Raw genomic sequence first — 20,884 nt, forward strand, 5'->3', positions numbered from 1 at the left:
GGCACGGTCGGTCCGCCCCCGGTCCGACCCGTCAGCCGGGGCCATCCTGAACAGAGTGGGAGGGCCGGTGAGCGCGGCGACACTGTTGACCCCCGCCACGTCGGCGGAGTCGGACGGCCGTCCTGCCGGGCTGGTGGCCCGGGCCGACGAACGGTCCTACATCCGGGTTCTGGTTGTCCTGGACACCACCATCATCATCCTTGCGCTGCTCATCGGGTACGTCACCCGATTCGGTGACGACGAGCCGACCGGCTCGGAGGTCCCGTACGTGTTGGTCGCCCCCGGGCTGGTGCTGGCCTGGCTGATCTCGCTCAAGGCACTCGGTTGCTACGACGACCGGGTGATCGGCTACGGGGCGGACGAGTACCGGCGGGTCAGCTCGGCCAGTCTGCGGCTGGCCGGTGCGATCGCCATCGTCGGCTACATCGCCGACGTCGGCGTCTCCCGGGGCTTCCTCGGCATCACCTTCGCAGTGGGCACCGTCGGGCTGGAGGTGGCCCGGTTCGCCGCCCGTAAGCGCCTGCACCGCGCTCGTTCGCTGGGCGCCGGCTGGTCGCGGAAGGTGCTGGTCGTCGGCGACACCGCGCACGTGCTGGAGTTGGTGCACACGCTGCGCCGCGAGCCGTACGCCGGATACCAGGTGGTGGGCGCGTGCATTCCGGACGCCCTGCTCGCGCCGGTGGCGCAGCGGCTGGGTGACGTGCCGGTGGTGGGGTCCTTCCGGGGTATTCCGGAGGCTGCCACCGCCATCGGCGCGGACACCGTCGCGGTGACCGCCTCCGGTGAGCTGACCGCGACCCGGCTGCGTCGTCTCGGCTGGCAACTGGAGGGCACCGGTGTCGACCTGGTCGTGGCGCCCGCGCTGACCGACGTCGCCGGCCCGCGGATCCACACCCGCCCGGTCGCCGGGCTGCCGCTGATCCACGTCGAGGCCCCCGAGTTCCGCGGCGCGCGCAAGTTGGTGAAGGGTCTCGTCGACCGATCCGCCTCGTCGTTGGCGTTGGCGCTGCTGCTGCCGTTGATCGCGTTCGTCGCCCTGGCCATCAAACTGGACAGTCGGGGGCCGGTGCTGTTCCGACAGGTCCGCGTCGGTCGGGGCGGGCAGGAGTTCGACGTGTTCAAGTTCCGCACCATGGTGGTGAACGCCGACGCCATGCTCGCCGAGCTGACCACCCGCAACGAGACCGACGGGCTGATGTTCAAGATGCGCCGGGACCCCCGGGTCACCCGGGTCGGGCGGGTGCTGCGCAAGTGGTCGCTGGACGAGCTGCCGCAACTGGTCAACGTTCTGCTGGGGCAGATGAGCCTGGTCGGGCCCCGCCCACCGCTGCCCTCGGAGGTGGCCCGCTACGACGGCGACGTGGCCCGACGGCTGTTGGTCAAGCCCGGGATGACCGGCCTCTGGCAGGTCAGCGGCCGGTCCGACCTGAGCTGGGAGGACGGCATCCGCCTCGATCTCTACTACGTGGAGAACTGGTCGCTCGCCGCCGACCTCACCATTCTCTGGAAGACCGTCGGGGCGGTCCTGAACGGCCGCGGCGCGTACTGAGCCCGCCGGTCACGGTTGCGGGCCGGTCCAGTCCAGGCAGACGACCACAGCGTCGTCGACCAGGTCACCGGCCACGAACGCACGAAGGTCACCGATCAGCGACCGGACGGCGTCCAGTGGCTCCATCGACCCCGTCCGGCGCAGGAACCGGTCCAGTGCCGTCTCGCCGTAGCGCGTGTGCTGCCCGGTGGCCTCCAGCACCCCGTCGCCGACGACGAAGATCCGGTCGCCGACCTCCAGGGGGAACGTCTGCTCGTGGTAGTCGGTCGCCTCGAACATGCCGAGCGGGAACTGCGCCTCCAGGGGCTGCTCGATGACCTTCCCGTCGCGCAGGATGACCAGCCGGGGCGAGCCCGCGTCGACCACCGTCATCATCCCGGAACGCAGATCCAGTTGCATCAGCAGTGCGGAGAGGTGCTGCTCGCCCCGGTACAGGTCGTAGAGGGCCTGGTCGGCGAGGGCGGCCTGGTCGGCAAGGCTCAGCCCGGCGCGGCGCGCGTTGCGCAGCGCGTGGGTGGCCAACGAGGTGAGCAGGGACGCGGCGACGCCCTCGCCGCTGCCGTTGACGGTGGACAGCCAGAGCCGCTGCCCGTCGTCGGACCAGTCGAAGCTGTCCCCGCGCACCGCGTACGCCGGTTCCAACTGCCCGGCCAGGCTGAACGACGGTCGGATCCGGCTGCGCCCGGGGAGGAGGTCCCACTGCATCTCGGCGGCCAGGGTGAGACGCTGGGCCCGCCGCGCCGCCCGGTAGACGTCGGTGCCGGCGGAGACCGCCGCCAACTCGTGCGCGAGGGCTGTGGCGATGTCGGCCAGCGCGGCGACGACGTCCGGGTCGTCCGGAACGGGCGACAGACGCAGGACGCCCCGGCGCTCCCCCCGCATCGAGACCGGGATCCAGGCGCTGCCGTCGGAGAGCGTCGGTGACTGGTGGTCGAAGGCGCGCCAGGCCGGGTGCCCCGGGCTGGTGATCGGGTCTCCGTCGGTGAGCGGAAGCAGCTCGGCGAGGCGGTAGTCGACCTGGTACAGCTCGACGTCGGTGATCCCGTACGACCGGGCCAGCACGTCCCCGACACCACCCACGATCCGGTCGGCCGGCGTCGTGATCAGTGCGTGTCGTGCCTGATTGACCGGTTCGCTCATGCTGGCTCCCTCGCTAAAGCTCGACCACCTGTGGGTTCGGAGTAGTCTCGGGCCACCATGGCCGAACTGAACGGTCCGACGGACCCCGAGACGAGTATGGCTGCCGCGCTGGACGCGGCGGCCGCTTCCCTGCTGGGCATCTGGGAATCCGCCCGGGAGGGGACCTCCCACCGTGTCTCCGGTGCGCAGCTACGGGCGGTGATGGTGGTGGAGCAGGTCGACGGCATCAACCTGCGCCGGCTCGCCACCCGGCTCGACATGCTGCTCAGCTCCGCCAGCCGGCTCTGCGACCGGCTGGTCGCCGCCGGCATGCTGGAACGTGAGCCGGGCCGCTTCGACCGGCGGGAGATCTCGCTGCACCTCACCCCGGAGGCCCGTCGGCTCCTCGCCGAGCTGCGGGCCGACCGTCAGGCACAGCTCGCCGCCGTGCTGGCCGGGATGAGCCCGGAGGGTCGCGACGCGCTGCTGCACGGGATGCGGGAGTTCGACGCTGTCGCTCGCCGGCAGCAGGTGGACACCACACTGGCGGGCGAGTCGGTGGAGGAAAAGGACTGGCCGGGCGACCCGGACGGGCCGGGTGGGCCGGGCGGGCCGCCGGACCGGAGCGGGCAGACCCGCACGCGGTGGACCGATGCGTCGGGCGCCCCGGAGCGGTCGGTCGGCACCACCCGGGAGTGGCCGACCGGGGGGCCGGTGGCGCGGACCGCCTGATCGAGCGGTGCCGGCTCGTCGTCACCGTCCGCGGTGCCGCCGCTACCCCGTAGCCGCCGATCACGTCGGCGCCGAGGCGCGGATGGCCAGCATCGCGACGTCGTCGTGGGCCTGCCCGTCCCGCCAGTCGTCGACCGCCCGGAGCACCCGGTCGATCAGCGCCGCGGGCGGCTGCCCGGCCGCCGACGCCAGCGCGGCGCGTAGTCGGGCCTCGCCGAACGACTCCGCGTCGCGCGGTCCGTGCGCCTCGGTGACCCCATCGGTGTACGCGAGAAGCACGTCGCCGGGGTCGAGGTGAACCCGGGTCTCGGCGAACCGTGCGGTGGTCAGCGCCCCGACCGCCGTGCCGCCCACCGGGACGGCGGTGACCGTGCCGTCGGCGGTGACCAGGAGGGGCGACGGGTGGCCTCCTCCGGCGATCCGGATGTCCACCCCGGCGGGGCCGTGGTCCAGGGAGCCCAGCAGCAGCGTGGTGAACTGGCTGCGCCGGGCCGCGTCCGGGGCGTCGAACAACGCCCGGTTGAGCAGGTGGATCAGCTCCAGTGGGCGTTGCTCGACGAGCCGCAGCGTCTGCAGGCACTGGCGGACCCGGCCGGTCAGCACCGCCGCGCTCACGCCCCGGCCGCACACGTCGCCGAGCGCGAACAGGGCCCCGCGTGGGTGCGGGAACACCTCGTAGAAGTCGCCGCCGATGCGCAGGGTGTCCCCGGCGGCCCGGTAGCCGCCGGCCACTGTCACGCCGGGCACCGTGGGCAGCTCGGGCGGGAGCAGGCTGGCCTGGAGCACCCGGGCCAGGTGGGCCTGCCCGTCGTGGAGATCCGCGGTCGCCAGCGCGGCGCCCGCCCGGGCGGCGAACTCCCGGGCGAGCTCGATCTCGCGCTCGTCGAAGCCGGGCCGCCCGGTGCGCCGGACGAGCAGCAGTGCACCGGCCGGGCCGTCGGCGCCGGGCATCGGGCAGACCAGCACGGTGCCCGGCGAGCCGAACCCGGGCGGCAGCATGGCGGCCAGGTCGGTGAGCTCGGTGCCCGGGCAGGGGATCGGGTCGGCGAGGTCGCCGGCCAGCGCTTCGGCCAGCACGGGTGCGGTGCTGGTCAGCGTCAGCGGGGCCAGCCCGTCGGTCGGGGCCGGCTCGCCGTCGGCGTACCGGAGCCACCGGGCGTGCGGCTCGGCCGGCGCGACCGGTCGGGGCAGCGCCACGGCGGCATCGGCCAGGTACGGTACGGCGAGTGTGGTGGTGGACCGGAGCACCTGTTCCCGGTGCAGGGACACCCCGAGTTGGCTGCCCGCCTCGGCGAGGAACGCGGTGCGGGATCGTTCGGCGCGGAGCGCGTCGGCGCGGTCGTGCTCCTCGGTGACGTCGCGGACGTACCACGCGAAACGGGGACCGGCGAGTTGCCGCCGGGCACCGCGCAGCCGTCGGCCGTGATGGTCGGCGTCGAAGCGGTCGGCGTCCGTGGTGACCGCGTGGGCGACTGCCGCCACCGGGCATCGGGACAGCTCGGTGCCGACGGTGATCTCCGGGAGCAGCCGCGCCGCCATGGCGTTGAGCAGGGTGACCCGGCCGGTCTCGTCGGTGGTCAGGACCGCTTCGGCGAGCCCGTCGAGCAGCTCGCGGGCCAACGACGCGTCGGCGGGCAGCGGGGTGTCGCTGGGTTGCCGGGTCGCGGTCACCGCCGGACGCCGGTTCGCGACTGGCGACTCCTGCGCATGCTGCTTCTCGACTCCTCACCCGGCATCGTTGCTGTGGGGCAAGAATAGCGACCCCCGGCGACAGGCACCCACAGCGTGGCCGGGTCAGCTGGAGCGGGCCAGCCAACCGGCGGGTTGGGCGACGATCCGGCGGACGACCGAGCCGGCGGCGCCTACCGCCGCGGCCTCCGCGCCGAGCGTGGACGGCCGGACCGTGACCGGTGACCAGGCGGCGGTCAGCACCCGGTCGGCGATCTCGGCGAGCACCGGAGGACACAGCCAGGGCGCCAGGGCCGCGTAACCGCCGCCGAGCACCACGGTGTCCAGGTCGAGCAGGTTGACGACGCCGGCCACCGCCACGCCGAGCGCCGTCCCGGCGTCGCGCAGCGCCCGCAGCGCGTCGGGGTCGCCGGCCTCGGCCAGCTCGGCGAGCCGTGCCGTCGCGATGTCCGCCGGAAGCTCCGCCCGCGCCAGCCCGGCGGCGGTCACGATCGCCTCCTGGCCGGCGTACTGCTCCAGGCAGCCCTGCCCGCCGCAGCGGCACGGACGCCCCTCGGGGTGCACCGGGAGGTGCCCGATCTCGCCGCTCCACCCGCGGACGCCGCGGAACAGCGCGCCGTCCAGCACGATGCCCGCGCCGATGCCCACCTCTCCGGAGATGTGCAGGAAGCTGGCCGGGGCGGGTGGTCGGGAGTGCAGCTCGCCGAGCGCGGCGAGGTTGGCCTCGTTGTCGACCACCAGGCCGGGCACGCCGGGCACCTGCTCGACCAGCGGAGGGTGCTCGGCGAGCAGGGCGGGCACCGGCACGTCGTGCCAGCCGAGGTTCGGCGCGAGCCGGACCAGACCGGCGTCGTCCACCAGGCCGGGCACCGCGAGCGCGGCCCCGATCAGTGTGAGGCCCTGGTCGGCGGCGTCGTCGCGGGCGGCCCCGGCCATCTCGACCAGCTGTGCCAGCGCGTCGGCGGGGGCCACCGGACGCAGGTCGGCCCGGTGTACGGTGCGGTGCCGGACCTCACCCGCGAGGTCCACCACGCAGACCGCCAGGTAGTCGACGTTGACCTCCAGACCGAGCCCGGCCGGCCCCTGGTCGGCCAGGACCAGCCCGCGGGCCGGACGGCCGGCGCCGGAGCGGGGAGCCGGGTCGGATTCGCTGACCAGATGGCCGGCGAGCAGGTCCTCGACCACCGCGGACACTGTTGCTCTGGTGAGGCCGGTCGCGGTGGCCAGGTCGGCTCGGGACGGGGGGCGTTCGGCTGCGGCGATGCGGCCGAGCACCAGGGCGAGGTTGAGCTCGCGCAGACTGCCCTGACGGACTGCGCCGGCCGGGGCGTGGGTGAGGCTCACCCCTTGACAGTGCCATAGGGCGGGCAAATAATTCAATGGCTGAACAAATAGCCGACAAACCACCCCGGAGGTTGCTCATGGCACCCCGTCCCACTCCCGCCGACAAGTTCTCCTTCGGGCTCTGGACCGTGGGTTGGCAGGCCCGCGACCCGTTCGGTGACGCCACGCGCCCCGAGCTCGACGCGGTCGAGGCAGTGCACCGGCTCGCCGAGCTGGGCGCGTACGGCATCACCTTCCACGACGACGACCTGATCCCGTTCGGCGTCGACGCCGCGACCCGCGACCAGCACATCGCGCGGTTCCGCAAGGCCCTCGACGAGACCGGCCTGGTGGTGCCGATGGTGACCACCAACCTGTTCACCCACCCGATCTTCAAGGACGGCGGCTTCACCAGCAACGACCGCGACGTCCGCCGCTACGCGCTGCGCAAGGTGCTGCGGCAGGTCGACCTGGCCGCCGAGCTCGGCGCCAGCACCTTCGTCATGTGGGGTGGCCGCGAGGGCTCCGAGTACGACCTCGCCAAGGACGTCCGCGCCGCCCTGGACCGCTACCGCGAGGCGGTCAACCTGCTCACCCAGTACTCCATCGACAAGGGCTACCACCTGCGGTTCGCCCTGGAGCCCAAGCCCAACGAGCCGCGCGGTGACATCCTGCTGCCCACCATCGGGCACGCGCTCGGGTTCATCTCGCAGTTGGAGCACCCGGAGCTGGTCGGCCTCAACCCGGAGGTCGGGCACGAGCAGATGGCCGGGCTCAACTACGCGCACGGCATCGCCCAGGCGCTCTGGCAGGGCAAGCTGTTCCACCTCGACCTCAACGGTCAGCGCGGCATCAAGTACGACCAGGACCTGGTCTTCGGCCACGGCGACCTGATGAACGCGTTCGCCCTGGTGGACCTCCTGGAGAACGGCGGCCCGAACGGCGGGCCGGCCTACGACGGGCCCCGGCACTTCGACTACAAGCCCTCCCGCACCGAGGACATGGACGGCGTCTGGGCCTCCGCGGCGGCCAACATGAGCACCTACCTGCTGCTCAAGGAGCGCGCCGCGGCGTTCCGGGCCGACCCCGAGGTGGTCGAGGCGCTCGCCGCCAGCAAGGTCGGCGACCTGAACACGCCGACGCTCAACGACGGTGAGGGTTACCAGGAGTTCCTGGCCGACCGGTCCGCGTTCGAGGACGTCGACGTGGACGCGGTGGCCGCCCGGGGCTTCGCCTTCGTCCGGCTCAACCAGCTCGCCGTCGAGCACCTGCTCGGCGCCCGCTGAGGCCCCGCCATGCCGTTGGTCGCGGGCGTCGACTCGTCCACCCAGTCCTGCAAGGTGGTCATCCGGGACGCGGAGACCGGTGCCCTGCTCCGGCAGGGTCGCGCCGCGCACCCGGATGGCACCGAGGTCGACCCGGAAGCCTGGTGGCAGGCGCTGCGTAACGCCGCCGACCAGGCCGGCGGGTTGGCCGACGTGGCCGCGATCTCCGTCGCCGGCCAGCAACACGGCATGGTGTGCCTCGACGAGGACGGCCAGGTGGTCCGCCCGGCCCTGCTGTGGAACGACACCCGGTCCGCCGACGCCGCCGCCGACCTCGTCGAAGAGGCCGGCGGCGGTGCGGCCGGGCGTCGGTTCTGGGCGGAGGCCACCGGCAGCGTGCCGGTGGCCAGCTTCACCCTCACGAAGCTGCGCTGGCTGGCCCGGCACGAGCCGGAGCAGGCCGCCCGGGTGGCCGCCGTGTGCCTGCCCCACGACTGGCTGACCTGGCGGTTGGCCGGCGCGCCGGGGTTGGGTGCGCTGCGTACCGACCGGGGGGATGCGAGCGGCACCAGCTACTGGTCGCCGTCCACCGGCGAATACCGGCTGGACCTGTTGGAGCAGGGCTTCGGGCGGCGACTGATCGTCCCGGAGGTGCTCGGCCCGGCGGACTCGGCGGGGAAGCTCGCCGACGAGCTGGGTGGGGGTGCGTTGCTCGGTGCGGGCACCGGCGACAACGCCGCCGCCGCGCTCGGCGTCGGCGCCGGTCCGGGTGACGTGATCGTCTCCATCGGCACCTCCGGCACGGTGTTCAGCGTCGCCGACGTGCCGGCCGGCGACGAGAGCGGCGCGGTGGCGGGCTTCGCCGACGCGTCCGGTCGTTTCCTTCCGCTGGTCGCCACGCTCAACGCGGCCCGGGTGCTGGACGCGGCCGCCGCGATGCTCGGCGTCAGCCTGGACGAACTGGCCGACCTGGCGCTCTCCGCGCCGGCCGGTGCGGACGGGCTGGTCATGGTGCCCTACCTGGAGGGTGAGCGGACCCCCAACCGTCCGCTCGCCACCGGGGCGGTGCACGGTCTGACCCTGCGCACGTCGACCCCGGCGCACCTGGCCCGGGCCGCCGTGGAGGGCATGCTCTGCGCGCTCGCCGACGGTCTGGACGCGCTGACCGCGCAGGGCGCCACCGCCCGCCGGGTCATCCTGGTCGGCGGCGGGGCCCGGTCGGCCGCGGTGCGTCGGATCGCTCCGCAGGTCTTCGGCTGCCCGGTCGTCGTCCCGCCGGCGGGAGAGTACGTCGCCGACGGGGCCGCCCGGCAGGCCGCCTGGGTCGCCCTGGGTGGTGCCACGCCGCCGGTCTGGGCGGTCGAGGGCACCGAGGAGTACGCGGCCGAGCCCGTCCCCGCCGTCCGTGAGCAGTACGCGGCGGCCCGTGGACTGGTTCTCGACCGCCGCTGACCGTCGGGATCGACGCGGGTGGGTGCCCGGGAACGCCGGCCGGCACCCACCCGCGTGACGACCTCGTCAGCCGCGTCTGGTTGGCTGCCGGTCATGACGGTGACCAGTGGCGGGCCGGGTCGGGGCGGGCGGCAGCCCGGCCGACGCCCGCACGCCCGGGGCGGCGGCCCGGCGCACCGGCTGTACAGCGTCGTGGTGTTCGTGCTGCTCGCCTCACTGGACAACGTGGCGATCGGGCTGGTCCCGCCGCTGTACGGCCCGATCTCCGACGCCTTCGACGTGTCGGGGCGGCTGCTCGGTCTGGTCACCGCCGTCAGCTTCCTGGTCAGCGCGGTGGCAGCGGTCGGCTGGGCGTACGTCGGCGACCGGACCAACCGTAAGCCGCTGCTCATGGTGGGCACCCTGTTGTGGGCGGCGGGCACCGGCGGTAGCGCGCTCGCCGGCGGTTACCTGACGTTCTTCGCGGGGCAGCTGGTCGCCGCGGTCGGCCTCGGTGCGGTCGGCTCGGTCGGTTTCTCGGTGGTCACCGACCTGATCTCACCGACCCGGCGCGGGCTGGTGATGAGCTTCTGGGGGCTCTCCCAGGGGGTCGGCACCCTGGCGGGCACCCTCGTCGGAGGGCTGCTCGGCGCTACGGACTGGCGGCGACCGTTCCTGATCCTGACCGGCGTCGGCCTGGTCGCCACGGTGGCCTACCTGTTCACGTACGACATCCGGCGTGGCCAGAGCGAACCGGAGTTGGCCGACCGGCTGGACGCCGGCGCCGAGTACGACTACCGGATCAGCCGCGCCGACCTGCCGCGCATCCTGGCCCGACGCACCAACCGGTGGCTGATCCTGCAGGGCCTCACCGCGCAGGCCGCCTTCGGGTCCCTGGTGTGGTTGCCGGTGCTCTTCGCCGAACGGGCCGAGGCCCAGGGCTACTCGTCGTCCACGGCGGTGGTGGTGGGCAGCGTCTTCGCCACGCTGTTCCAGCTCGGCGGGGTGCTCTCCATCGTCGGTGGGCTGGTCGGCGACGCGTTGCAACGGCGTACGCCGAGAGGCCGCGCCCTGGTCGCCGCGGTCGGCATCCTCGCCGCGTTGCCGTTCTACCTGGTGTTGTTCTTCGTCCCGGTGACCATCGACGTGCCGGACGGCGCGAGCGGCGGCGCGGTGGTCGGCGCGGTGCTGTCCAGCGTCTTCACCGAGCCGTCGGTGGGGCTGAGCCTGCTCACCGCGATCGTGGCGCTCGCACTGACCTCGGCCAACTCGCCGAACTGGTTCGCGCTGATCGCCGACGTCAATCCGCCGGAGCACCGGGGCACTGTCTACAGCCTGGGCAACCTGGTCAACGGGGTCGGTCGGGCGGCCGGCAACGGGCTGGTCGGGGTGGCGTTCCAGGGGCTGCGCGCGGCATTCCCGCCGCCGTTGAACTTCGCCGTCGGGCTGGCCGCCTTCCAGCTCTTCTTCATTCCCACGGGTGTCATGTACTGGCTGGCGTCGCGAACCTCACCGGCGGACATCGAGAACGTGCACGACCTGCTGCACGCCCGAGCCGACCGCCTCTGACCCCACGTGCCCGTCCCGCGGACGCCGGCACGCCGCACGCCGCGCCCGGCCGCCGCGCCCGCCCCGCCCGGCCCGCCCGGCCCGCCCCGCCCCGCCCGCCCCGCCGCGCCCGGCCCGCCCCGCCCCGCCCAAGATCGCACTACTTCCAGGTCGTAGTGGCCTCCTGTCGCGTCGACACCACTACATCCTGGAAATAGCACGATCTTGGCGGGGCGCAGGCGTCGGGGCATTGGGCGCTTGGGGTGTTGGTGTGGGATGTGGGGTGCATGGGGTGTGGGGCGCGTATGGCGCGCGCGGGGTGTGGGGCGCCTGGGGCGCCGTGGCACGGGTGGCTGCTGATTCGTTTGCGGCATCAGCTCCACAGCGCGCCCGACCGACCCGCCCTGGGAGCGTCGCTCGCCGGGGCGGGTCGGTCGGTGGTGGGTCAGGCGGTGCGCAGCCAGACGGTCACGTCGGTGGGGACCGCGCCGTCGTCGTCGAGCGGGGCGCTGCTCGCCAGCACCTCGGCACCGGTCGGGACCGGCACCGGAGTCTTGCCGAAGTTGGTCAGCACGGTCAGCTCACCGTTGCGGAAGGTCAGCACCTCGTCGCCGGAGGACAGCCATTCGAGGGTGCCGCGACCCAGCCCGTGGGCGCGGCGCAGCCGCAGCGCCGTGCGGTACAGCTCGTACGTCGAACCGGGCACGTCGCGCTGGCGGTCCAGCGCGTACTCCGCCCAGAGCGACGGCTGCGGCAGCCAGCTCGCGTCGGTGGGCCCGAAGCCGTACGACGGCGCGTCGGCCTCCCACGGGATCGGCACCCGGCAGCCGTCCCGGCCGCGCTGGGTGTGCCCGGTGCGTGCCCAGGTCGGGTCCTGCCGGGCCTCGTCCGGCAGCGTGGTGTGCTCGGGGAGACCCAGCTCCTCGCCCTGGTAGAGGTACGCGGAGCCGGGCAGGGCGAGCATCAGCAGCGTGGCCGCCCGGGCCCGGCGCAGGCCGAGCGCGGCGTCCGGCTGCGGGTCGCCGATGCCGATGCCGTTGGGGCGGCCACCGCCGACCGTCAGGCCGAGGCGGGACGCGTGCCGCACCACGTCGTGGTTGGACAGCACCCAGGTGGTCGGCGCGCCGACCGAGTTGGTCGCCTCCAACGAGCGGGTGATCACCGCGTACTGGGCCGGTGCGGTCCACGCGGCGAGCAGGTACTCGAAGTTGAACGCCTGGTGCATCTCGTCCGACCGCACGTAGCGGGCCAGCCGCTCGGCCGGCTCCACCCACGCCTCGGCGACCAGCACCCGCTCGCCCGGGTAGCTGTCCAGGACCTGCCGCCACTGCCGGTAGATCTCGTGCACACCCTCCTGGTCCCACATCGGCGGGCGCGGCTTGTCGATCTCGTTGCCGGAGAGGATCTCCTGCGGTTCCTGCCAGTCGGCCAGGTCGGCCTGCTTGACCAGGCCGTGCGCCACGTCGACCCGGAAGCCGTCCACCCCACGGTCCAACCAGAACCGCAGCACGTCCAGGAACTCCGCGTGCACCTCCGGGTTGTCCCAGTTGAGGTCCGGCTGGCCGGTGTCGAACAGGTGCAGGTACCACTGGCCGGGCTGCCCGTCCGGGTCCACAGTGCGGGTCCAGGCGGGGCCGCCGAAGACGCTCTGCCAGTCGTTCGGCGGCTGCTCGCCATCGGGGCCGAGACCGTCGCGGAAGATGTACCGGGACCGTTCCGGGCTGCCGGGCGGGGTGGGCAGGGCCTCCTGGAACCAGCGGTGCGCCGAGGAGGTGTGGTTCGGCACCAGGTCCACGATCACCCGCAGGCCGCGGGACCGGGCCTCGGCGATCAGCTTGTCCGCGTCGGCGAGGCTCCCGAACAGCGGGTCGACGTCGCGGTAGTCGGCCACGTCGTAGCCGGCGTCGGCCTGCGGCGACGGATAGAACGGGGAGAGCCACACCGCGTCCACGCCCAGCTCGACCAGGTGGTCGAGGCGGGCGGTGATGCCGGGAAGGTCACCGATGCCGTCGCCGTCGGAGTCGGCGAACGAGCGGGGATAGATCTGGTAGATGGTCGCCTCGGTCCACCAGCCGGTGACCGGGTGACCGGAGGGGGTCTGCTGCGTCGGATCGGTATTCAGAGTCTTCTCCCGTGTCGCGCTGTGGTCAGGTTTTCAGTGTGCCCCGGGTGGTGCTGTCGACTCCCGCACCACCAGTCGAGTGGGCAGGATCACCGATGTCTCGCAGTCGGCGTTCTGCTGGCCCGGGATGGGCCCCGGGGGCTTGGCTTCGAGCGGGTCGAGCAGCATCCGGGCCGCCAGTCGGCCCTGCTCGGCGGCGGGCTGGGCGATGGTGCTGAGCCCGAGCATGCCGGCCAGGTCATGGTCGTCGATGCCGATGACGCTGACGTCCTGTGGCACCCGCAGTCCGGCGTCGCGCAGCGCCGTCATCGCGCCCATCGCCATCTCGTCGCACGCGGCGACGATGGCGGTCGGCGGGTCACCGCGGGCCAGCAACTCGGCGGTGGCCCGGGTGCCGCCGTCGATGGTGAAGGTGGACTCGACGTCGAGGCTCGGATCGGGCCGCAGGCCGGCGGCCCGCAACTCCGCCTGGTAGCCGCGGCGGCGGTCGAGGTGGGTGGTGAACGCCAACTCGTCGTCCGGGTCACCGGAGATGTGCGCGATCCGGTGGTGGCCGAGGTCGATGAGGTGTCGGGTGGCGGCCCGCGCGGCGGCCACGTCGTCGATGCGTACGCACGGCCAGTTGGGCACCCTGCTTCCCGAGCTGATGGTCACCCCGGGTAGTTCCAGGGCGGCCAGCGCGGTCAGGTCGGCCGGCCGCAGCGGGGTGGCCACCAGCATGATGGCGTCCACCCGCTTGTGCAGGTTGGCGGTCCGCAGGACCCGCTGGCGGACCTGCTCCCGACCACCCAGGTTGTAGAGCAGCAGGTCGTAGCCGGACTGGTGGAGGTACTCCTCGACCGCCTCCACGATGGTGCTGAAGAACCAGCGGGTGATCCGGGGTACCACCACGGCGACGGTGCCGGTCCGGCCACCGGCGAGCCTGGACGCGCTCGGCGACACCTCGTAGTCGAGCTGCTCGGCGGCGGCGAGCACCCGGCGTCGGGTGGCGGCCGAGACCGTCGGCAACCCACGCAGGGCCCGCGAGACGGTGGCCGTGGACACGCCGGCCAGCCGGGCCACATCATCAATCTTCGTCACGGTTTCCCCCGCTCGGTGCCCGGCGCGCCCGCCGCCGCCCGAGGGGCCAGGCGGCGGCGGGCAAGCGGGTCAGCCCTTGACGCTGCCGGCGAGCAGACCTCGCACGAAGAAGCGCTGCAGGGACAGGAAGACGATGAGCGGTACGACGATGGAGACGAACGCGCCGGCGGTGAGTCGCTGCCACTCGTTGCCCCGGGTGCCGGCCATCTCGGCCAGCCGGACGGTGAGCGGGGCGGTCTCGTTGCCGCCACCGGCGAAGATCAGCGCCACCAGCAGGTCGTTCCAGACCCAGAGGAACTGGAAGATGCCGAACGCCGCCAGCGCCGGGGTGATCAGCGGCAGCACGATGGTCCGGAAGATCTTCGGGTGGGTGGCGCCGTCGACGCGGGCCGCCTCCATCAGGTCCCCGGGCAGTTGCGAGACGAAGTTGTGCAGCAGGAAGACGGCGAACGGGAGCGCGAAGCAGGTGTGCGCGAACCACACCTGGGCGAACTTCTGTTCGTCGACCAGGTCCCAGGCCGGCATCAGTGTGATGCCGCCGACGCTGACACCGGTGGAGAAGAACTTCAGCAACGGCACCAGGGCCATCTGCAACGGGACGATCTGCAGGGCGAAGATCGCGATGTAGAGCCAGTCCCGGCCGCGGAAGTTGATCCATGCCAGCGCGTACGCGGCGAGGGCCGCGAACGCGAGCGGGAAGAGCACCGACGGGATGGTGATGGCCAGCGAGTTGATGAAGTAGCTGGCGAGCTGCCCGGAGGACGACGAGCGTCCGAAGAGGACCTGCTCGTAGTTCTCCAGCGTGAACTGCGGGTTGGTGAACGCTGTCCACCAGCCGGTCGTCTTGATCTCGTCCTCGGGCCGGAGGGAGGAGATGAACAGCCCGAAGGTCGGGACGGTCCAGACCACCGCGATGACGATGGAGACGAGCGTCGCGGTGCGGCTGTTGAGCCGCTTGCGGACCCGGCCGGCCGTGGTGGACGGGGTGCCGGCGGTCTTCTGTGTGCCGGCGGCGACGGTGGGCGTTGCGGTGGTCATCTCAGCCCTCCCGCTGCTGACGGAGGTTGCGGATCTGGTAGATCACGACCGGGATGACCAGGATGAACAGGAAGACCGCCAGTGCGGAACCCTGCCCGTTCTGGCCGTACCGGAACGCCTGGTTGTACATCTCGCTGGCGATCACGCTGGTGTCGTAGTTGCCGTTGGTCGAGGTCCGGACGATATCGAAGACCTTGAGCGTGGCGATCGTCAGGGTCACCACCACGACGATCAGGGCCGGCCGGATGCTCGGCATGGTGATCTGCCAGAACATCTGCCACGGGCTGACCCCGTCGAGGCGGGCGGCCTCCACGATGTCGCCGGGGATCGCCTTGATCGCGGCGGACAGCACCACCATGGCGAAACCGGCCTGGATCCAGACCATGATGACGATGAGCAGGAGCGTGTTCAGCGGTGATTCGAGCAGCCACTGCTTCGGCTCACCACCGACGCTGACCACGATCTGGTTGAGCAGACCGATCTGGTCGCCCTCACCGCGGTAGGCGTAGACGAACTTCCAGATGATGCTGGCGCCGACGAAGGAGATGGCCATCGGCAGGAAGATCAGTGACTTGGCCACGGCCTCGAACCGGGCCTTGTCCACCATCACGGCGTAGAGCAGGCCGAAGCCGGTCGCGACCAGGGGGACGAGGAGCACCCAGACCAGGGTGTTGATCAGGACTCGGACGATCGAGTCGTCGGAGAACATCCAGCCGTAGTTGCGCAGCCCCACCCAGTTGGTGCTGCTCCCGTCCATCAGGGAGAGCAGCATGGTGCGGATGGCCGGCACGACCAGGCCGATGAGGAGCAGTAACAGCGTCGGCAGCAGGAAGAAGAGGGCGAAGAGGCCCTCCCGCGGCTTGGTCCGGCGGGGGAGCGGAGCCCCACTCGCCGAGGCGGCGACGAGCTGCGCCTCCCGTCTCCGGGCGAACCAGGCCGGCACGACGTCGAGCAGCAGGAGCAGACCGCCCACCACCACCACGAAGGCGACCAGCCCGTACATCAGCATGAGGAGCTTCGGCTGCTCATCGGCGAAGTCGAACCCCATCAACCCTCCCTCTCGGGTCCACCTCGGCCGGTGGCCCGGCCCGCGTTCGCGGGCCGGGCCACCGCCGGGATCACTTAGGCCAGCTGGTTTCGATGCCCTGGAGCACCGGAGCGGTCTGCTTGCCGTTCAGCCAGTCGACCATGCCCTTCCAGAACGTTCCCGCGCCGACGGCGGCCGGCATCAGGTCGGATCCGTCGAAGCGGAAGGTGCCGGTCTTGTCCTGCAGGATCTGGACGGAGAGCTTGTCGATCGGGCTGGCCACGTTGGCGATGTCCAGCTTGTTGTTCGCCGTGACCCAGTTGCCGAGCTTCGCGCGGCTGTTGACGTACTCGGCGGAGGCGAGGTAGGTCTGCACCGCCTGGACCTCGGGACGGTCGGCGTACGCGACGACGAACTCGCCCGCGCCGAGCACCGGCTTGCCCTTGGCCGGGTCGATGGCCGGGAAGTAGAAGGCGAACGCGTCGCCGTCCTCGGCGACCTTGGTGCCCTCGGGGAACTGGTTGGCGTAGAACGACGCCTGCCGGTGCATCGCGCACTTGCCGGTGGTCACCGGCACGCCCGCCTCCTGGAAGGAGGTGGTGGTGATGCTCTTGACGCCGCCGAAGCCGCCGTTGACGTACTTCTCGTTCTTGAGGATGCTGCCGGCGCGGTCGACCGCGTCGATGATCTTCGGGTCGTTGAACGGGATGGCGTGGGTGGTCCACTGGTCGTAGACCTCGGGGCCCTGCGTCCGCAGGATCACGTCCTCGATCCAGTCGGTGGCCGGCCAGCCGGTGGCGTCACCGGACTCGACGCCCACGCACCACGGCTTCATGCCGCTGGCGGCGATCTTGTCGCTCAGGGCGATGAGCTGGTCCCAGGTGGTCGGAGGCTCCCAGCCCTTCTCCTTGAAGGTCTTCGGCGAGTACCAGACGAAGGACTTCACGTTGGCGCCGAGCGGCACGCCGTAGAGCGTTCCGTTGACGGTGCCGTACTTCAGCCAGTCGGCCGGCAGGTTCTGCTCGGCGAGGGCCTTGGTGTCGGCGCTCAGGGACTTCAGCTTGCCGGCGTCCGCGAACCGCTTCACGAGGCCGGGCTGCGGCACGAAGGCGATGTCGGGCGCGTTGCCACCGTCGACCCGGACGGGGAGCTGCGCTTCGAACTCGCCGCTGCCCTCGTACGCGATCTCGATGCCGGTGCAGTCGGTGAACTGCGACCAGGAGCGCTCCAGCAGGTCGGCCTCGGCGTCGCGGATGGACGCGTAGATCGAGACCTTCTTGCCGTCGTGACCCTCGTACTTCTCGTATGCCGCGCACTCCGCGGAGCCCGCGTTGCTGCTCTTCTTGTCGTCGCCGGTGCCGCAGGCGGTGGCGCTGAACGCCAGCCCGAGTACGCCGGCGATCACGAAGGCCTGGCGTGGTCTGGTAAAGACCGCCATGCCGTCCTCCTTCCTAGCCGGCGCGGTCGTGCTGGTGACCCGTCGCCGGTCCGATTGGGCGTGCACACATGTAAGCGCTTGCATCCGGCGCGGTCCACCCCCTGTCAGACACGAGCGAGTAACAATCCGGAAACCTGCGGGTTGCCTGGTGGGCGCGCTCCCGGCAGGCGTCCGGGGCTCTTTCGAAGATTGACGATATCTGTCAGGCTGAGCGCACCTCATCGAAGGTTTTCGACATAGGAGGAGCTGTATGCGAAAGCGGTGGATCAGCCTGCTGGTGACGGGTCTGCTCGTCGGAGGCGTGTTGACGCCGGCGAGCCCGGCGCTGGCCGCACCGACCTTCAAGGTGCCGTTCCCGTGCGGCCAGTCCTGGTCCGGGCAGACCAGGACGGGCCACAGCCCGGCGTACGCCGTCGACTTCAACCGCACCGACGACCAGGGCGACCCGGTGGTCGCCAGCGCCCCCGGCACCGTCGACCGGGTGACCGACCTCGGCGGCACCAGTTACGGCAAATATGTCCGAATCAACCACGGGGGCGGTTACAGCACGTACTACGCGCACCTCAGCGGCTTCAACGTCTCGGTCGGCCAGAGCGTCGGCTACGGCAAGGTGATCGGCTGGGTCGGTAGCACCGGTGGCTCGACCGGCCCGCACCTGCACTACGAGCAGCGCCTCAACGGTGCCGACATCCAGGTGCGGTTCAACGGCACCCTGGCCCTGTACTGGGGCACCAAGACCTACACCAGTGGCAACGGGTGCTCCTCGGGCAGCGGCAACGCCACCGTCGACACCAGCGGAACCCCGCTGACCGTCCGCTCCGGCCCCGGCACCGGGTACGCCTCGGTGGGCACCGTTGCCGACGGCACCCGGGTGACCATCGCCTGCCAGACCAGTGGCACCACGGTCACCGGCACGTACGGCACCAGCTCGATCTGGGACCGGATCGGCTCCGGCAGGTTCATCGCCGACGCGTACGTGTACACCGGTCACGACGGCTACATCCCGGGCGTTCCCCGCTGCTGAGCGCGACGCGACGACGGTCTCCGGCGGGCGCACCGCCCGTCGGAGACCCGCGGATCAGGAGTTCAGCTGCCAGATCGACAGGTTCAACGCGGCGGCGAAGGTGACCCAGGCCCAGTAGGGCAGCAGCAGGGCCGCCGCGACCCGGGACACCCGGGCGAACAGCACCACGGTGAGGCCGATCGCCAACCACATCAGCACGATCTCGGCGAACGCCAGCCCGTACTGTCCCGCGCCGAAGAACAGCGGGGTCCAGATGGCGTTGAGCACCAGTTGGGCGGTCCACGCCCAGAGGGCGGGGGAGAAGCCCACCCGCCGCCACACCAGCCAGCCAGCCACCGCGATCAGGGCGTACAGCAGTGACCAGACCGGGCCGAACAGCCACGAGGGCGGTGCCCAGTCGGGCTGCCGCAGGCTCGCGTACTCGTCGGTGGTGCCCTGAACGCCCAGCCCGCCGATCGCCGCCGCGACGAAGACGGCCGCCGCGAAGCCCGCCAGGACCCACCACTGTCGCCGGCCCGAGGCCGTTGGAGCCTCCCGAGATATCTCCATAGTCAAGATGTTTCCAGCATCGCGGCAGATCAAACCGCCCAGACGAGAAAGCGCCGGGATCGCCGCAGCCGGTGCTCCTGTCGGGAGGACGGAGCTCCGGTCGCGGCGACCCCGGCGGGTCCCGGTGTGCGGAAGTGGTGCGGAAAAGGCGCGTCAATTGAAGATGCTGACACCACCCGGGCCGACCAACAGCCCGACAATGATGAGGACGATGCCCCACAGGATCTGCCGGCGGAACAGCGCGAGGATGCCGGCGACCACGAGTACGACTGCGAGAATCCAGAGAATCAGCTCCATGACCTCTGAATACCCGACTGGCCGATCGGGGAAACCTGGTCGGTGTCAAGTTGATCGCCGACGTGGAAGACGCTGTACGCCTGCTTGATCACCGGGTGCGCGACGTTGCGGACGCGTACCCCACCGGGGGTCGTGCCGCGCTCGGTGCCGGCGTGCGCGTGCCCGTGCAGGGCCAACGCCGTCGGGGCCGAGTCGATCGCCTGCCCCAACTGGTACGACCCCAGGAACGGGTAGATCTCCAGCGGTTCGCCGACCAGCGTGTCCGGTACCGGTGAGTAGTGGGTGAGCGCGACGAGCATGTCGCAGTCCAGCGAACGGAGCGCCGCGCCGAGGCTCTCGGCGCTCTCGTTGGTGGTCCGGACGAACGCCTTCATCTCCGGCTCGCCGAAGTCGCTCGCGCACCGCCCGGCGAACCCGCCGCCGAAGCCCTTCACACCGGCGATGCCGAGCCGGCCGCCGGCGCAGTCCAGCACGACGCCGTTGCCCTCCAGCACGGTGATGCCCGCATCCTCCAGCACCTTGACCACCTGCGGCACCTGGTCGCACTGGTGGTCGTGGTTGCCGAGCACGGTCACCACCGGCACCGCCAGGCCGCCGAACTCCTCCGCCACGCAGCGCGCCTCGGCCTCGGTGCCGTGCCGGGTCAGGTCACCGGCCAGCAGCAGCACGTCGGCGCAGTCCGGCAGCTCCTCCAGCGCGGGGCGGAACCGTCCGACCACGTCCTCGTCCAGATGTACGTCGCCCACGGCGGCGATCCGGATCACCATGGAACCTCCCTCAGGGCAGTTGCTCGATCTCCGTGGGCGCGTGCGTGCGGATCACACCGATGTCGCTGGTGATCGGCACGTCCGGGAAACGCTCGGACACCCGGCGCAGGATCTCCTCCCGCCGGTGCGGGCTCTCCACCTCGCCGTTCAGCACGATGGCGCCTTCCCGGCGGACCACGGTGATCCCTTGTTCGGCGACGGCGGGGTCCTCGGCGAGGAGCCGTTGGATCTCCGCTTCGACGTACTCGTCCGGTGGCCCGGCGTCGATGTCGCGATGGTGGGTCACGATGTCCCCTCTCCGGTCGTGGTGCCGGTGCCCGGCACCACCTCCAGCCGGTCCAGCAGCACGAGGAACGCCTCGGCGTACGGCGAGTGCTGCGTCTCCTTGCGTACCCGTTCCCAGTCGATCTGTTCCCGCAGCGACCGGGCCAGCGGCAGGCCACGGGCGAAGTCGCAGTAGTGCTGGGAGAAGCTGAGCAGCTTGTGCACCATCAGTTGGGTGGCGGACAGGACCGGCATGTGGATCGCGTCCACCGGCCGGATGACCGTGTCGGCGAACGTCTCCTCGGTCACCGGCGTCTCGATCGGCCGGTGGATCAGGTCCACCATGCGGCCGTCGTCGAAGACCTTGACCAACCAGTCCTCCGGCGGGCGCTCGGCCACGAAGCCGGCGGCCACCAGGGCATCCAACGCCTGTTCCACGTCGGTCTCCCGGATCAGGAAGTCGACGTCGTGATCGCTGGAGTGACCTCCGTGGGCGTAGACGGCGAAGCTGCCGCCGAGGGCGAACGGAATCTCGGACTGCTTGAGCACGGCGGCGACCTTTTTCAGGGTGTGCACCAGACTCTCGTCCCCGCGCTCAGCCATCTGGTTCTCCCGTCGTCGT

19 protein-coding genes are annotated in these 20,884 nt (G+C 71.7%); 6 read left to right on the plus strand and 13 right to left on the minus strand.

Annotated features, from left to right (window positions below; translation table 11 throughout):
- Nucleotides 1-67 precede the first annotated feature (67 nt).
- On the plus strand, nucleotides 68-1,549 hold the full coding sequence (locus GA0070612_RS11685; protein WP_088987928.1) for a sugar transferase: 1,482 nt from the start codon (nucleotides 68-70) through the stop codon (nucleotides 1,547-1,549).
- Between the two features lie 9 nt (nucleotides 1,550-1,558).
- On the opposite strand, the gene GA0070612_RS11690 is transcribed toward GA0070612_RS11685, so the two are convergent.
- Nucleotides 1,559-2,689 (minus strand): PP2C family protein-serine/threonine phosphatase, encoded by a 1,131-nt coding sequence (locus tag GA0070612_RS11690; RefSeq protein WP_088987929.1) that lies wholly within the window; start codon nucleotides 2,687-2,689, stop codon nucleotides 1,559-1,561.
- Between the two features lie 57 nt (nucleotides 2,690-2,746).
- Between GA0070612_RS11690 and GA0070612_RS11695 the strand changes: the two genes are divergently transcribed.
- Nucleotides 2,747-3,400: a MarR family winged helix-turn-helix transcriptional regulator gene (locus GA0070612_RS11695; RefSeq protein WP_231924535.1), complete on the plus strand. Its 654-nt coding sequence runs from the start codon at nucleotides 2,747-2,749 to the stop codon at nucleotides 3,398-3,400.
- A gap of 60 nt (nucleotides 3,401-3,460) precedes the next feature.
- On the opposite strand, the gene GA0070612_RS11700 is transcribed toward GA0070612_RS11695, so the two are convergent.
- Together GA0070612_RS11700 and GA0070612_RS11705 are read right to left on the minus strand one after the other, a co-directional pair.
- Nucleotides 3,461-5,071: a PP2C family protein-serine/threonine phosphatase gene (locus GA0070612_RS11700; protein WP_231924536.1), complete on the minus strand. Its 1,611-nt coding sequence runs from the start codon at nucleotides 5,069-5,071 to the stop codon at nucleotides 3,461-3,463.
- Between the two features lie 123 nt (nucleotides 5,072-5,194).
- The gene (locus GA0070612_RS11705) at nucleotides 5,195-6,433 is read right to left on the minus strand and encodes an ROK family transcriptional regulator (protein ID WP_197699353.1); all 1,239 of its coding nucleotides are present in this window, start codon (nucleotides 6,431-6,433) and stop codon (nucleotides 5,195-5,197) included.
- A 77-nt stretch (nucleotides 6,434-6,510) separates the two neighbouring features.
- Between GA0070612_RS11705 and xylA the strand changes: the two genes are divergently transcribed.
- The 3 genes from xylA to GA0070612_RS11720 all read left to right on the plus strand — a co-directional run bounded on the left by xylA (nucleotide 6,511) and on the right by GA0070612_RS11720 (nucleotide 10,677).
- Complete coding sequence (gene xylA, locus GA0070612_RS11710) at nucleotides 6,511-7,698, plus strand: xylose isomerase (protein ID WP_088987931.1); 1,188 nt, start codon at nucleotides 6,511-6,513, stop codon at nucleotides 7,696-7,698.
- Nucleotides 7,699-7,707: 9 nt separating this feature from the next.
- Nucleotides 7,708-9,129 carry a xylulokinase gene (xylB, locus tag GA0070612_RS11715; protein WP_088987932.1) on the plus strand — a complete coding sequence of 474 codons (1,422 nt, stop codon included), beginning with the start codon at nucleotides 7,708-7,710 and terminating at the stop codon, nucleotides 9,127-9,129.
- 93 nt (nucleotides 9,130-9,222) lie between these two features.
- Entirely contained in the window at nucleotides 9,223-10,677 is a 1,455-nt protein-coding gene (locus GA0070612_RS11720; protein WP_408630544.1) for an MFS transporter, read from the plus strand.
- 424 nt (nucleotides 10,678-11,101) lie between these two features.
- Here GA0070612_RS11720 and GA0070612_RS11730 read toward each other — a convergent pair whose 3' ends face one another.
- The 5 genes from GA0070612_RS11730 to GA0070612_RS11750 form a co-directional block, all read right to left on the minus strand.
- Nucleotides 11,102-12,778 (minus strand): glycoside hydrolase family 13 protein, encoded by a 1,677-nt coding sequence (locus GA0070612_RS11730; protein ID WP_088987933.1) that lies wholly within the window; start codon nucleotides 12,776-12,778, stop codon nucleotides 11,102-11,104.
- A 33-nt stretch (nucleotides 12,779-12,811) separates the two neighbouring features.
- Nucleotides 12,812-13,858: a LacI family DNA-binding transcriptional regulator gene (locus GA0070612_RS11735; protein ID WP_088987934.1), complete on the minus strand. Its 1,047-nt coding sequence runs from the start codon at nucleotides 13,856-13,858 to the stop codon at nucleotides 12,812-12,814.
- A 69-nt stretch (nucleotides 13,859-13,927) separates the two neighbouring features.
- Nucleotides 13,928-14,896: a carbohydrate ABC transporter permease gene (locus GA0070612_RS11740; protein WP_088987935.1), complete on the minus strand. Its 969-nt coding sequence runs from the start codon at nucleotides 14,894-14,896 to the stop codon at nucleotides 13,928-13,930.
- Nucleotide 14,897: 1 nt separating this feature from the next.
- Nucleotides 14,898-15,944 (minus strand): carbohydrate ABC transporter permease, encoded by a 1,047-nt coding sequence (locus tag GA0070612_RS11745; RefSeq protein ID WP_088987936.1) that lies wholly within the window; start codon nucleotides 15,942-15,944, stop codon nucleotides 14,898-14,900.
- Nucleotides 15,945-16,014: 70 nt separating this feature from the next.
- A complete protein-coding gene (locus tag GA0070612_RS11750) occupies nucleotides 16,015-17,361 on the minus strand; it encodes an ABC transporter substrate-binding protein (RefSeq protein WP_088987937.1) in 1,347 nt (448 codons plus the stop codon).
- A gap of 250 nt (nucleotides 17,362-17,611) precedes the next feature.
- On the opposite strand from GA0070612_RS11750, the gene GA0070612_RS11755 reads away from it, so the two are divergent.
- A complete protein-coding gene (locus tag GA0070612_RS11755; RefSeq protein WP_088987938.1) occupies nucleotides 17,612-18,385 on the plus strand; it encodes a M23 family metallopeptidase in 774 nt (257 codons plus the stop codon).
- Nucleotides 18,386-18,439: 54 nt separating this feature from the next.
- Here GA0070612_RS11755 and GA0070612_RS11760 read toward each other — a convergent pair whose 3' ends face one another.
- From GA0070612_RS11760 to GA0070612_RS11775, 5 genes are all read right to left on the minus strand, one after another.
- Nucleotides 18,440-18,934 (minus strand): TspO/MBR family protein, encoded by a 495-nt coding sequence (locus tag GA0070612_RS11760; RefSeq protein WP_088987939.1) that lies wholly within the window; start codon nucleotides 18,932-18,934, stop codon nucleotides 18,440-18,442.
- 153 nt (nucleotides 18,935-19,087) lie between these two features.
- Nucleotides 19,088-19,231, minus strand: coding sequence for a GPGG-motif small membrane protein (locus GA0070612_RS31825; protein ID WP_165435832.1), 144 nt, complete (start codon nucleotides 19,229-19,231; stop codon nucleotides 19,088-19,090).
- The gene (locus tag GA0070612_RS11765; RefSeq protein ID WP_088987940.1) at nucleotides 19,222-19,998 is read right to left on the minus strand and encodes a metallophosphoesterase family protein; all 777 of its coding nucleotides are present in this window, start codon (nucleotides 19,996-19,998) and stop codon (nucleotides 19,222-19,224) included. Before GA0070612_RS11765 ends, GA0070612_RS31825 begins: the two co-directional genes overlap by 10 nt.
- A 10-nt stretch (nucleotides 19,999-20,008) precedes the next feature.
- Entirely contained in the window at nucleotides 20,009-20,284 is a 276-nt protein-coding gene (locus GA0070612_RS11770; RefSeq protein ID WP_088987941.1) for a BON domain-containing protein, read from the minus strand.
- Nucleotides 20,281-20,865: a nucleotidyltransferase gene (locus GA0070612_RS11775; protein ID WP_088987942.1), complete on the minus strand. Its 585-nt coding sequence runs from the start codon at nucleotides 20,863-20,865 to the stop codon at nucleotides 20,281-20,283. Before GA0070612_RS11775 ends, GA0070612_RS11770 begins: the two co-directional genes overlap by 4 nt.
- Nucleotides 20,866-20,884 lie beyond the last annotated feature (19 nt).

The organism is Micromonospora chokoriensis (assembly GCF_900091505.1).
Taxonomy (GTDB): Bacteria; Actinomycetota; Actinomycetes; order Mycobacteriales; family Micromonosporaceae; genus Micromonospora; species Micromonospora chokoriensis.

Bases quoted from the DNA above. Each gene is read 5' to 3' on its own strand.
- GA0070612_RS11745 (WP_088987936.1), bottom strand. From the start codon at position 15,944: ATGGGGTTCGACTTCGCCGATGAGCAGCCGAAGCTCCTCATGCTGATG.
- GA0070612_RS11760 (WP_088987939.1), bottom strand. From the start codon at position 18,934: ATGGAGATATCTCGGGAGGCTCCAACGGCCTCGGGCCGGCGACAGTGG.
- GA0070612_RS31825 (WP_165435832.1), bottom strand. From the start codon at position 19,231: ATGGAGCTGATTCTCTGGATTCTCGCAGTCGTACTCGTGGTCGCCGGC.
- xylA (WP_088987931.1), top strand. From the start codon at position 6,511: ATGGCACCCCGTCCCACTCCCGCCGACAAGTTCTCCTTCGGGCTCTGG.
- GA0070612_RS11690 (WP_088987929.1), bottom strand. From the start codon at position 2,689: ATGAGCGAACCGGTCAATCAGGCACGACACGCACTGATCACGACGCCG.
- GA0070612_RS11775 (WP_088987942.1), bottom strand. From the start codon at position 20,865: ATGGCTGAGCGCGGGGACGAGAGTCTGGTGCACACCCTGAAAAAGGTC.
- xylB (WP_088987932.1), top strand. From the start codon at position 7,708: ATGCCGTTGGTCGCGGGCGTCGACTCGTCCACCCAGTCCTGCAAGGTG.
- GA0070612_RS11720 (WP_408630544.1), top strand. From the start codon at position 9,223: ATGACGGTGACCAGTGGCGGGCCGGGTCGGGGCGGGCGGCAGCCCGGC.
- GA0070612_RS11765 (WP_088987940.1), bottom strand. From the start codon at position 19,998: ATGGTGATCCGGATCGCCGCCGTGGGCGACGTACATCTGGACGAGGAC.
- GA0070612_RS11740 (WP_088987935.1), bottom strand. From the start codon at position 14,896: ATGACCACCGCAACGCCCACCGTCGCCGCCGGCACACAGAAGACCGCC.
- GA0070612_RS11750 (WP_088987937.1), bottom strand. From the start codon at position 17,361: ATGGCGGTCTTTACCAGACCACGCCAGGCCTTCGTGATCGCCGGCGTA.
- GA0070612_RS11755 (WP_088987938.1), top strand. From the start codon at position 17,612: ATGCGAAAGCGGTGGATCAGCCTGCTGGTGACGGGTCTGCTCGTCGGA.
- GA0070612_RS11695 (WP_231924535.1), top strand. From the start codon at position 2,747: ATGGCCGAACTGAACGGTCCGACGGACCCCGAGACGAGTATGGCTGCC.